General features: G+C 65.3%; 10 protein-coding genes. 2 read left to right on the top strand and 8 right to left on the bottom strand.

Annotation, left to right across the window (positions count from 1 at the left end):
- Positions 1-52: 52 nt before the first annotated feature.
- The 3 genes from E7773_RS04980 to E7773_RS04970 are packed head-to-tail and all read right to left on the bottom strand — an operon-like array spanning position 53 to position 2839.
- Positions 53-517 carry a vgr related protein gene (locus tag E7773_RS04980; protein WP_293988915.1) on the bottom strand — a complete coding sequence of 155 codons (465 nt, stop codon included), beginning with the start codon at positions 515-517 and terminating at the stop codon, positions 53-55.
- Positions 514-954: a copper chaperone PCu(A)C gene (locus E7773_RS04975; RefSeq protein ID WP_293988912.1), complete on the bottom strand. Its 441-nt coding sequence runs from the start codon at positions 952-954 to the stop codon at positions 514-516. The genes E7773_RS04980 and E7773_RS04975 overlap by 4 nt, the downstream gene beginning before the upstream one ends.
- Positions 955-1012: 58 nt before the next feature.
- Complete coding sequence (locus E7773_RS04970) at positions 1013-2839, bottom strand: hypothetical protein (protein ID WP_293988909.1); 1827 nt, start codon at positions 2837-2839, stop codon at positions 1013-1015.
- Positions 2840-3001: 162 nt separating this feature from the next.
- Here E7773_RS04970 and dnaK point away from each other — a divergent pair, with 162 nt between their 5' ends.
- Complete coding sequence (dnaK, locus tag E7773_RS04965; protein ID WP_293988906.1) at positions 3002-4915, top strand: molecular chaperone DnaK; 1914 nt, start codon at positions 3002-3004, stop codon at positions 4913-4915.
- Positions 4916-4975: 60 nt separating this feature from the next.
- On the top strand, positions 4976-6088 hold the full coding sequence (dnaJ, locus tag E7773_RS04960; protein ID WP_293988903.1) for a molecular chaperone DnaJ: 1113 nt from the start codon (positions 4976-4978) through the stop codon (positions 6086-6088).
- Between the two features lie 16 nt (positions 6089-6104).
- Here the strand turns inward: dnaJ and E7773_RS04955 are convergent, their stop codons facing one another.
- The 5 genes from E7773_RS04955 to purB form a co-directional block, all read right to left on the bottom strand.
- Positions 6105-6770, bottom strand: a complete 666-nt coding sequence (locus tag E7773_RS04955; RefSeq protein WP_293988900.1) for a Fe2+-dependent dioxygenase — start codon at positions 6768-6770, stop codon at positions 6105-6107.
- A gap of 102 nt (positions 6771-6872) precedes the next feature.
- The gene (locus tag E7773_RS04950; RefSeq protein ID WP_293988897.1) at positions 6873-7049 is read right to left on the bottom strand and encodes a hypothetical protein; all 177 of its coding nucleotides are present in this window, start codon (positions 7047-7049) and stop codon (positions 6873-6875) included.
- 32 nt (positions 7050-7081) lie between these two features.
- Positions 7082-8470 (bottom strand): DUF1501 domain-containing protein, encoded by a 1389-nt coding sequence (locus E7773_RS04945; protein WP_293988894.1) that lies wholly within the window; start codon positions 8468-8470, stop codon positions 7082-7084.
- Between the two features lies 1 nt (position 8471).
- A complete protein-coding gene (locus E7773_RS04940) occupies positions 8472-10184 on the bottom strand; it encodes a DUF1800 domain-containing protein (RefSeq protein ID WP_293988891.1) in 1713 nt (570 codons plus the stop codon).
- A 142-nt stretch (positions 10185-10326) separates the two neighbouring features.
- A complete protein-coding gene (gene purB, locus E7773_RS04935; protein WP_293988888.1) occupies positions 10327-11643 on the bottom strand; it encodes an adenylosuccinate lyase in 1317 nt (438 codons plus the stop codon).
- Between the last annotated feature and the right edge of the window lie 39 nt (positions 11644-11682).

Below are 11682 nucleotides of genomic sequence, written 5' to 3'. Positions count from 1 at the left end.
TCCCTGCGAAACTAGTTTCTTGTGAAACCAGTCCCTAGCCGCGCGCGCCGCGTTACGCCACCCCGTCGAACGGCAGGATGGTCTTCAACTGCGACAGCGGCGGTGAACCGGGGAAGCCGCCGCCACGCCCGATCAAAAAGGCGTGGCGGACGATCTCGGCCTGTTGCTCGAGGCCGTATTTGTGGAGCGGCCAGCCTGGCTTCACCGCATAATCGTAGCGCGCCCAGGGTACACGCTTGAGCGGGAGGAAGATGCCCGACTGATATTGCCAGACGTGCGTCATCTCGTGGACGAACAGCCCTTGCTCGCCCAACCCCGCATGGCTGAAGTCGTCGCGATAGGCGGTGCCGTGCGGATGGAAATGGAGCCGTCCTGTGGGCGTCATGACGACATCCCTGGGCTGAAAGAACGCCCATTTGCCGAGCACGACGCGCACGGGCGCGTAATCGATCGCATCGCCGAATATGCCGCGCGCGAGGTCGGTTTCGCCCGGCGTCAGCGGGCGGGCGTCGCTCAATCGCCTGGCGCCGAATCGCCCGCGCCCACAACGCGCGCGCTGACGGTGATTTTCGGCCCGCTGGCGAAGGTGAGGGTCAGCAACGTGTTCGTGCCGGGTTGCACCTGGGGCTTGAGGCCGAACAGCATGACGTGCTTGCCGCCCGGCGCGAAGCTGACGCTATCCCCCGCGCGCACCGAGACCAGCTTGAGCGGGGCCATCGTCATCATCCCGCCCTGGCCCATGCTTTCGTGCATTTCGGTGCGGACCGCGGCGGGGGCGGACACGCCGGTCAGCGTCTCGTCCCGCGGGCCGCCCTTCAGCGTGAAATAGGCGGCGGAGGGGTTGGACGGCACCGCCGCCAGCCGGACCCACGGCCGGTCGACCGCGATTTCGGACCGTTGCTGGCACCCCGCAATCAGCGCGATGGCGATCGCCACGCCCGCTATTCGATGCATTCGCTTCTCCTTCCGCCTGCGTCTTGATCAGATCGCGGGCGACCGCGCAAGCCGGTGGTCAGGACGTGCGGATCGCGACCGAAGCGCCATAATAAGCGTCATAATAGTTGGTCCCCGGATCGACGCATTGGCGGCACGAGCGCAGCCTGAAGCTAGCGCCAAGCTCGCCCGCCGCCGTGCCATAGAGCCGCGCCGAAAAGCTGCCGGACGAGTGCACGAAGGTCGGCGTCGCCGGAGGGGCCAACGACCCCGTGATCGTTCCGTCGGCGGCCATCGTCCCGGTCAGCGTGAAGGTCCCGTGATTGGTCGCACCGATGAATTGCACCGTGCCGATGACGGCGCGCGTCGCGAAATTGATCGTCAGATCGACCGCGCCGGTGGTCAGTTCGGCCGCCGCGCCGCCGCCCCCCTCGACCGGCACATACTGGCCAAGCATCTGCCCCTGATAGCGTCCAGTGCCCGTCGCCGGGACGACGCCGGCCGGGCTGGCCATGCCCGACGCGAAGAAGATGTTGGTGCGCTGCGCGGTCGCGACGGCGCGCCGTTCGAATCGGCCAAGCTGGACGGAATGCAGCGTCAGGATCGGGTCGAGCGCGGTGGAATTGTAGAGATACAGCCGCTGGTCGGTCGCATCCGCATTAGCGGTCGCCGCGAGCGAATAGCCGTAGACGTTTGCCTGCGAGGTCGTTTCCGCGCTGATCAGCGACGCGAACGAAAAGGGATTTTCGCGGTACAATCCGGTCCGCGTGCTGATGTTGGTGCTCAGGTAATAGAGTGCCGTGGCGGTGCTGTAGCGGTTGCCCGTCGTCAGCGCCGCGCCATCGCGGATGTCATAGTTGAACTGGCCTGGCTGGTACGACGCGCCTGCGCTCAGGCTGGTCTGCGCGTTGCTGAAATCGGTGTCGGTCACGTCATGGTCGAACAAGCCGCGCATATGGCCGATCAGCACGCCGGTGGCGCGCGGGCCTGTCGTCCCCTTGGCATAGGTCAGCGCGATCTCCTCCGCGGCGGGACCGTACAGTTTACCCGACAGGTGCGCCGGCGTGCTGCATCCACCACAATCGAAATCGCCGGCGAACGATCCGTCGGCGGCCAGCGTTCCGGTCGCCGTGTAAGTCGGCGGCGCGATCGACGTCGTCGCTTCGGTGTCGGTCGGCGAGTGCGGAACGAACTGGATGGACACTGTCTTCGCGCCGAAATCGACGGAGATGGCGCCCTCGCCGATGATCCGCATCATCCCGCTTCCGACCGGGTTGATGTTGAGTTTGAATGGGTCGAACGCCAGCGCGTCCACCGCATAGCGACGCGTGCCGGTGATCGGTACCGCCGTCGTCGCGGTGGGAAAGCCGTAATTGAACGCGTCGGCGGTGGTGGTCGGGCCAGCGCCCGCCACCGTCTGGACTCGCTGCCACGCGCCGCCGCCGACATAATAGGTCGGGACCGATGTCGCGGTACCGGGGCGCAATCGCGACAAGGTATCGGTCAACCCCGTGCCGCTGTTCTTCGCATAAACCACGATGCCGGGATAGGAATGCGCCGAATCCACGTCGCCGGGCAGGAAGGTCGCCGTGTCGCTGCCGTCGGTCAGCGTATAGCCCTGGGTCGATGCTGTATAATGCAGCGACAGCGTCGTAAAATCGCTCGTCACCGAGGACGAGATCGAGCTGCCCGCGGCAAAGGTTTCGACGCTGCGGCCGGCGATGTTGGGCAGGTCGCCGTCGAAGGTCAGGTTGCTGAGCGCGGTGTTGGCCGGAGTCGGGGTCGGCGTGCCTGGTGTCGGCGTCGGGGTTCCGGTGGCGCCGCCGCCCCCAGAACCACTCCCGTCGCAGGCCACCAACAGGCTCGCCAAGGCGAGCAGTCCCATCGTCGTACCGATACGCAACATACAGCCCCTTTCCCGATGCGGGAAACAGGTCAACATCACTACCCAACTGAAAATCTTGCGGCAAGCAAAAGCCCACCTATATCGCGCTGTGATGAACGCTCGCGCAGCCTCCTGAAGGGGCGCGGGCTTGGATTGTTTTATTGAGGGGCCACGGAAGCATCAATGGCAAAAGTAATCGGTATCGATCTCGGCACGACCAACAGCTGCGTCGCGGTGATGGAGGGCGGGAAGCCCAAGGTGATCGAGAATGCGGAAGGCGCGCGCACCACGCCGTCGATCGTCGCCTTCGCCAAGGACGGCGAGCGGCTGATCGGCCAACCGGCCAAGCGCCAGGCGGTGACCAACCCCGACAACACGATCTTCGCGGTGAAGCGCTTGATCGGCCGCCGCTTCGACGATCCGATTACCAAGAAGGACACCGAGCTGGTGCCCTATCACATCGTGAAGGGCCAGAATGGCGACGCATGGGTCAAGGCGGGCGGCACCGATTATTCGCCATCGCAGATCTCCGCCTTCATCCTGCAGAAGATGAAGGAAACCGCGGAAAGCTATCTCGGCGAGACCGTGACTCAGGCGGTGATCACCGTTCCGGCGTACTTCAACGACGCGCAGCGCCAGGCCACCAAGGACGCCGGCCAGATCGCGGGCCTCGAAGTGCTGCGTATCATCAACGAGCCGACCGCGGCGGCGCTCGCTTACGGGCTGGAGAAGCAGGACGGCAAGACGATCGCGGTCTATGACCTGGGCGGCGGCACGTTCGACATTTCGGTGCTCGAAATCGGCGACGGCGTGTTCGAGGTGAAGGCCACCAACGGCGACACCTTCCTGGGCGGCGAGGATTTCGACAACAAGGTGCTCAACTTCCTCGCGGAAGACTTCAAGAAGGCTGAGGGCATCGACCTGACGAAGGACAAGCTCGCGCTCCAGCGGCTCAAGGAAGCCGCCGAAAAGGCGAAGATCGAGCTGTCGTCGGCGGCGTCGACCGAGGTGAACCTGCCCTTCATCACCGCCGACGCCAACGGGCCGAAGCATCTGGTCAAGACGATCACGCGCGCCGACCTCGAGAAGCTGGTCGAGGATTTGATCAAGCGCACGCTCGAGCCGTGCAAGAAGGCGTTGGCCGATGCCGGGGTGAAGGCGAGCGACATCGCTGAGGTCGTGCTGGTCGGCGGCATGACGCGCATGCCGCGCGTGCGCGAAATCGTGAAGGACTTCTTCGGCAAGGAGCCGCACACGGGCGTCAACCCGGACGAAGTCGTCGCGATGGGCGCCGCGATCCAGGCCGGCGTGCTGCAGGGCGACGTCAAGGACGTGTTGCTGCTCGACGTGACTCCGCTGTCGCTCGGCATCGAGACGCTGGGCGGCGTGTTCACGCGCATGATCGATCGCAATACGACGATCCCGACCAAGAAGGCGCAGACCTATTCGACCGCCGACGACAACCAGCAAGCGGTGACGATCCGCGTGTTCCAGGGCGAGCGCGAGATGGCGGCGGACAACAAGCTGCTCGGCCAGTTCGACCTGGTGGGCATCCCGCCCGCACCGCGCGGCGTGCCGCAGATCGAGGTCACGTTCGACATCGACGCCAACGGCCTCGTCAACGTGTCGGCCAAGGACAAGGGCACCGGCAAGGAGCAGCAGATCCGCATCCAGGCGTCGGGTGGTCTGTCGGACAGCGACATCGAGCAGATGGTCCGCGATGCCGAGCAGTTCGCCGAGGACGACAAGAAGCGGCGCGACGCGGCGGAAGCCAAGAACAACGCCGAATCGCTGATCCACACCACCGAGCGCCAGCTCGCCGACAATGGCGACAAGGTCGACGAGGCGTTGAAGGGCGAGATCGAGGCGGCGATCGCCGAGACCAAGACCGCGGTCGAGGGCGGCGATCCCGAAGCGATGAAGGAAAAGGCGTCGGCGCTCGCGCAAGTTGCGATGAAGATGGGCCAGGCGATCTACGAGAAGCAGGCGGCCGAGGAAGCCTCGCCCGCGGCCGACGGCGCCGCTGCGGGATCGGAAGCCGGCGGCGAGGACGTGGTCGACGCCGAATTCTCGGAAGTCGACGACACCAAGGCTTGATGTGATGCGTACCCCCCGTCATTCCGGAGCAGTTCGGCGTGACGGGGGCGGGGGCCGACGATGAGTACCGAAACCGATTATTACGAGCTGCTGGAGGTCGAGCGCACCGCCGACGACGCGACGATCAAGTCCGCGTACCGCAAGCTCGCGATGAAATTCCACCCCGACCGCAACGCGGGATGCAAGGAAAACGAAGCCAGGTTCAAGGCGGTCAATGAAGCCTATGATTGCCTGAAGGACCCGCAGAAGCGCGCGGCCTACGACCGCTTCGGCCATGCCGCGTTCCGCCAGGGCGGCGGCGCCGGTCCGCAGGATTTCAGCGGCTTTTCCGACATTTTCGAAAGCGTGTTCGGCGAGTTCATGGGTGGTCGCCAGGGCGGCCAGCGCCAGCAACGGCGCGGCGCCGACTTGCGCTACGACATGGAAATCACGCTCGAGGAAGCGTTCCATGGCAAGTCCGAGGCGATCACGGTCGACGTCGCGGGCGAATGCGACGCGTGCCACGGCACCGGCGCCAGGCCTGGCACCAGCGCGAAAACCTGCGGCACCTGCGCCGGCCACGGCAAGGTCCGCGCGCAGCAGGGTTTCTTCGTGGTCGAGCGTACCTGCCACACCTGCCACGGCGCGGGCGAGGTAATCGCCGATCCATGCCGCGACTGCCGCGGCGAGGGGCGCGTCGAAAAGACCAAGACGCTGACCGTCAACATCCCCGCGGGGGTCGACGAGGGCACGCGCGTCCGCCTGTCGGGCGAGGGCGAGGCGGGTCCGCGCGGCGCGCCGGCGGGCGACCTCTACATTTTCCTGCATGTGAAACGCCACGCGATCTTCGAGCGTGAAGGGACGACGCTTTACGCGCACGCGCCGATCAGCTTCACGACGGCGGCGCTCGGCGGTTCGATCACGATCCCCGGGCCCGATGGCGAGCGCCACGAGATCAAGCTGCCCGCCGGCATCCAGTCGGGCCGCGAAGTGCGTCAGCGTGGTGCTGGCATGCCGGTGCTCCAGGGCAGGGGCCGCGGCGACTTGGTGGTGCGCATCGCGGTCGAAACCCCGACCAAATTGACCACGAAGCAGCGTGAGTTGCTCGAGGAATTCCGCTGCACCGAAACGGGCGACGAATGCCCGCAATCGCAGGGTTTCTTCCAGAAAGTGAAGAAGGCGGTCGGCGGGTAAACGATCCGCGTTGGCGTTAGTCGGGATCGGCCCAGTAGCGCAACAGATTCTCCTGCACGCGCTGCAGCCGCGTATAGGTGTCGAGGTCCATCTTCTCGCCGGCGATCGCGCCGATCTCGTTCAATTCGAACAGCCATTCGCGGAATTCCGAATTGGCGATCCGGCTCTCGATGAAGGTCAGCGCGATCAGCCGCGACCCCGAAGTGACGGGGAGCACCTGATGGATCGTCGTCGATGGATAGACGATCGCGCTGCCGGCCTTGCCCTTGACCGAAATGTCGCTGGTGCCGAGCCGGATCTGCAATTCCCCTCCCTCATATTCGTTCGGTTCGCTGATGAAGATCGTGCACGACAGATCGGTGCGCAGCGACTTCTGCCCCATCGGCATGAATGCGGAATCGATGTGGATGCCGTAATGCATGCCGGTGTCGTAGCGGGTGAGCAGCGGCGGGGTCATCGTCTTGGGGAAGGCAAAGACGCGGAAATCCTCGCTGCGGACCAGCGCCTGGCCGACGATCTGTGCCGATTGCTGGAGCGCGGCATCGTCACCGACGCGGACGTTGTTCTTCACCGGGGAGCCGACCGCGCTCATCTTGCCGTCGATGAAGGGCGAGCGCGCGGCGATCGCGCGGAGCTGCTGGAGTTCCGACGGCGTCAGAACATCGGGAATGCTGCAGAACATGAGCGTCAGCGTATCAGGCCGATCGCGCGTTACCTAACACGGAATTGCGAAGCCCACCCCGGCCTGCCCGCCCTCGTTTCAGAGGGCGGTGGGGCCGATGGGTTAGAGGGAAAAGACCCCCGCCACCAGCGCGAGCGTACCGACAGTCACCACGGTGCTGGCGAGCATCTCCATATAGCGCATGGTTGCTTCTCCTTGGTCGGTCAAATCCGACTGAAGCGATATGATATTTGTTGCGTGATTGCGCAATATTGTTTCACGCCTTCGCAGTTGCAGCATTTGCAGCTGTAAAGTCCTGGTGAACGCTGGGGTCAGACGAATCCCAAGTTCCACGTCGACGGGTTGTAGTTGCCGATATTGGGCAACACCGTTGACATCTGGCCGTTGGTCACGCCGAACCAGCTCGCCAGCGTCGCGGCATATTGATCGACCGAAATCGTGGGGAGCAGCCGGCCCTGGCCGACGTCGTCGGGGGTGCCGTTACCGACCGCGGGCGGGGTGCCGTAGAATTTCTGGCCGTTGACGGCGCCCCCCATCACGAAATGCATGCTTCCCCAGCCATGATCGGAGCCGTCGTCGTTCGACTGCAGTGTGCGGCCGAAATCCGACGCGGTGAAGGTCGTCACTTTGTCCGCTACGCCGAGAGCGGCGGTGGTGTCGTAGAATGCCTTCATCGCGTTGGCGACGAGCCCGACCTGGGTCGGATGATCGCGCACGAGGAAATCGTGCATGTCGAACCCGCCGAGCGAGACGAAGAAAACTTGCCGCTTGGCACCAAGCTCCGCCGAGACCGAGATCATCCGCGCGACGATCTTGAGCTGGTCGGCCAAGCTGTTGCCGCTCGGGAAGAGCGGGAAGTTCGCGGCCGGCGCGCCGGCCAGCGCGCCGCTCAATTGCGTATAGGTGTCGAGCGCGCGCTTCGTCACGCGGGCGTGCTCGTTGGCGAGGATGTTGGTCGAACTGCCGGTGATGAGCGACTTGAGCGTGCTCATCGCGGTCGGCGAACTGTACAGCTGGCTGCTGTTGTTGATCAGCGCGATCGGGCCGCTGGTGCCGACCGCATATTGCACGGCGCTCGTGCCGGTCAGGTACACCGCATTGCCACTGGCGTTGACGCAGGTGAGCGTCGCGGAGCCGTTGCCCGACTGGAACAGGTCGCCGATCCGCCCGCCCCAGCCGGTCGTGGCGCCTTCGGGGTTGGATGCCTGGAAATAGCTTTGCTGGTCGTTGTGGCTGAACAGCTTGGGCGGCAACTTGACCGAATTGGCGGTGTATTGCGCCTTGGTCGTCGGCTGGACGAGCGTGCCGACGTTGAGCGCGACCGCGAGCTTGCCCGCGTTGAACAGCGGGAGCAGCGGCGCCATCGTCGGCGCCATCGCATATTGCCGCCCGCCGGGGAGCGCGGTGGCCGGGTTGAGCAAGGTTGCTGCCAGCGCCGCGCGGTCGGTCGCGATGTTCGAGCGCGCCGCGAAATACTGGTTGTAGCTCGCCTGGTCGTAGGGCGGCAGCGTGTTGGCGTAATCGTTCCCGCCATAGAGGAACACGCACACCAGCGCCTTGTAATCGGTCGAGACGGCCGCCGCCGCCTCGCCGATCGCGGCGAGGCTGGTGACGAACGGCGTCGCGACCCCGGCAAAGCCGAGCGCGGCGCTGCGCTTCAGGAAGGCGCGGCGCGACTGATCGTGTTCGAAACAGCTCATGTCACTTCACCGTCAGATAATCGGGGGAGGCCATCGTCAGCAGGATCGCGACGCCCACGCGGTTGATCGGGCCGTTGGTCGCGGTGGCGGAGATGCTGTCGATCGCCGCCTTGATCGAGGCCACCGTCGCGTCGCTCAACTGGCCGGCGGCGAGGACCGTGTTGACCTCGGCGATCAGCGCGGCGCTGTCCCCTGCCTTGGTCAGGATCGCGGTGTAATCGGGCTTGGCGTCGCCCGACCCGTTGGCGACGAGGTTCTGGAAATAGTTGATATACGCGACGACAGACTGCTCGTTGGTGATCTGGAATTCGGGCGCGACCAGACCCGCGCTCGATATCGCGGTGGCGGGCGGCGAATAGCCGGGGCGGAAGAAGTTGAACACGCTCGGCGCGCGGCCCGGCGATTGGCCGATCCGCGTCGACTGGCTGCTGGTGTCGCCGAACGGCCAGGTGTTGGCGGGCGAATTGACATTGAATGCGCGTGCCCAGCCGGTCAGCCGCAGGATCGGTTCGCGCAGCTTGCCGGTGCTGGTGCCGGCGAGCAGGCTGTCGTCGCGCGCTTCGGTATCGGTCAGGATCGCGCGGATCACCGCCTTCATGTCGCCGCGCACGCCCGACCCGTTGTTCGCGAACACCGCCGATACGCGTCCGACATACGCCGCCGATGGGTTGCTGGTGACGAGCCGCTGGATCAATTGCTTCGACACGAACGGCGGCACGTTGGCGTGCGCGAAGATCGTGTCGAGCGCGACCTTGATCGCCGCCATCCCGCCGCCCGACGTGCTGGTACCGAGGAAGGTCGACGTGCCGGTCTCGTTGATCGACGCCTGCATCACCAGCGGGAGCTTCAGCCGGTCGGGTGTCGTGTTGTTCGAATTGGCGTAGGTGAGCCCGGTGAACACCCGCGCCAGCCCGCTCACGTCGGCCGCGGTATAGGTCTCGATTGGGTTGCCGCCCGACATCTTCAGGCTGCCGTCCATGTTGAGTTGGTAGAGTCCGATCGTGAACAGCTGCATCAGTTCGCGCGCGTAATTCTCGTCGGGCTCGGCGCCGGTCGATGGATTGGCCTTGCGGTTGCCGAGGAAGGTCAGGAACGATCCCATCGCCGCGTTGGTGGTGATCGCGTCCAGGATGTCGCGGAAATTGCCGAACGCATTGTCGAGTAGCACGTCGACATAGGCCGCGGTCGAGAATGCCACCCAATTGGTGTTCACCCCGCTAATTCCGACCACGAGCATGTCGAGCAGCGCCATACCGACGCGCTGACGCAACTGGTCAGGCTCGACGATCAGCTGCCGCCACATCGTCGCGTCGAACCCGGCCTGGCTGTTGATGTTGCCGGCCGCGTTGTACCCGTTCGCGACCAGCCAGTCGAAATGCGAGGTTGCGCGAGTCATCGCGAACTGATCGGTCAGCCAGCCGTCGAAGCCGCGCGCGACGGTGGCGTCGACTGTGGCGCGGGTCGCGCCCATCGTCGCTTGGCCGAGGAAGCGGCTGGCCTGTTTGTCGGTCGGCGGGGTGACGACGACTGGCGGCGGGGTCGGGGCGGGGGCGACCCCGGTCGAGCCGCCGCCGCTGTCGCTGCACGCCGCGAGCGCCAGCGCCGAGCCGACGACCGCGATGGTCGGCAGGCTACCGGCCATCGTATTAGCGCCGTTCTGATTGTCCTGGTCGAACGCCCCACCGCGTTCGTCGTCGAAAAGCACAATGTCCACCGGCGCGCTCCCCTGGCGTGTCGAGGCCCTAACGTACGGTAATGGTGCACCCTTCGCCAGTCGGTCCCGATATGGCCCTATCGCGCAAACTACCTGGTTGGGCGCGTGGCGGAAGCGAGGAAAGTGGTGGCGATTCAGCTAACTATGATTGTCCGAACACGCGCGCGAAGATCGTGTCGACGTGCTTTAAATGGTAATCGAGGTCGAACTTGTCCTCGATCTCGGCCGGCGACAGCGCGGCGGTGACCTCGGGATCGGCCTTGAGCAAATCGAGCAGCGAGAGCTGGCCGTCCGATTCCCACACCTTCATCGCGTTGCGCTGGACGAGACGATACGCGTTCTCGCGGCTCACCCCCGCCTGCGTCAGCGCGAGCAGCACGCGCTGCGAATGGACGAGACCGCCCATCTTGTTGAGGTTCTTCGCCATCCGCTCGGGGTAGACGAGCAATTTGTCGACGACCCCGGTCAGCCGCGCGAGCGCGAAGTCGAGCGTGATCGTCGCGTCGGGACCGATATAGCGCTCGACCGACGAATGGCTGATGTCGCGCTCGTGCCACAGCGCTACATTCTCGAGCGCCGGGGTGACATAGCCCCGTACCATCCGGGCGAGGCCGGTGAGGTTTTCAGTCAGCACCGGGTTGCGCTTGTGCGGCATCGCCGACGATCCCTTTTGACCGGGAGCGAAATATTCCTCGGCCTCCAGCACTTCGGTACGCTGGAGGTGACGGATTTCGGTCGCGAGCCGCTCGATCGACCCCGCGATCACGCCGAGCGTCGCGAAGAACATCGCGTGGCGGTCGCGCGGGATGACCTGGGTCGATACGGGTTCGACGGTCAGACCGAGCTTCTCCGCAACATGCGCCTCTACACGCGGGTCGATATTGGCGAAGGTGCCGACCGCGCCCGAGATCGCGCAGGTCGCGATGTCGGCGCGCGCCGAGACCAGCCGCGCGCGATTGCGCGCGAACTCGGCATGGGCTTGGGCAAGCTTGAGCCCGAACGTCACCGGTTCGGCGTGGATGCCGTGGCTGCGGCCGATCGTCGGGGTGAGTTTGTGCTCCTGTGCGCGGCGTTCGAGCACGGCGAGCAACGCGTCGAGATCGGCGATCAAGAGGTCGGCGGCATCGCGCAACTGCACCGCGAGGCACGTGTCGAGCACATCGCTCGACGTCATCCCCTGATGCATGAACCGGGCGTCGTCGCCGACCTGCTCGGCGACCCAGGTCAGGAAGGCGATGACGTCGTGCTTGGTCACTGCCTCGATCGCGTCGATCGCGGCGACGTCGATCGCCGGGTTCGTCGCCCACCATTTCCACAGCGCCGCCGCGGCTTCCTTGGGCACTACGCCCAGCGCGGCCAGCGCGTCGGTCGCATGCGCCTCGATCTCGAACCAAATCCGGAAACGCGCTTCGGGCGTCCAGATCGCGGTCATGGCGGGGCGGGAATAGCGCGGGACCATCGGGAGCCTTTCGAAGGAGCGCCGCCGATAGCAAGCGTA

The sequence above is a fragment of the Sphingomonas sp. genome (assembly GCF_004799495.1).
Taxonomy (GTDB): Bacteria; Pseudomonadota; Alphaproteobacteria; order Sphingomonadales; family Sphingomonadaceae; genus Sphingomonas.
The sequence above is the reverse complement of the archived record's forward strand: the minus strand, read 5'-3'. Positions and strand labels throughout refer to the sequence as shown.

Coding starts and splice junctions, on each gene's coding strand:
- E7773_RS04975 (WP_293988912.1), bottom strand. CDS start 954: ATGCATCGAATAGCGGGCGTGGCGATCGCCATCGCGCTGATTGCGGGG.
- E7773_RS04950 (WP_293988897.1), bottom strand. CDS start 7,049: ATGCTGCAACTGCGAAGGCGTGAAACAATATTGCGCAATCACGCAACA.
- E7773_RS04970 (WP_293988909.1), bottom strand. CDS start 2,839: ATGTTGCGTATCGGTACGACGATGGGACTGCTCGCCTTGGCGAGCCTG.
- purB (WP_293988888.1), bottom strand. CDS start 11,643: ATGGTCCCGCGCTATTCCCGCCCCGCCATGACCGCGATCTGGACGCCC.
- E7773_RS04955 (WP_293988900.1), bottom strand. CDS start 6,770: ATGTTCTGCAGCATTCCCGATGTTCTGACGCCGTCGGAACTCCAGCAG.
- dnaJ (WP_293988903.1), top strand. CDS start 4,976: ATGAGTACCGAAACCGATTATTACGAGCTGCTGGAGGTCGAGCGCACC.
- dnaK (WP_293988906.1), top strand. CDS start 3,002: ATGGCAAAAGTAATCGGTATCGATCTCGGCACGACCAACAGCTGCGTC.
- E7773_RS04945 (WP_293988894.1), bottom strand. CDS start 8,470: ATGAGCTGTTTCGAACACGATCAGTCGCGCCGCGCCTTCCTGAAGCGC.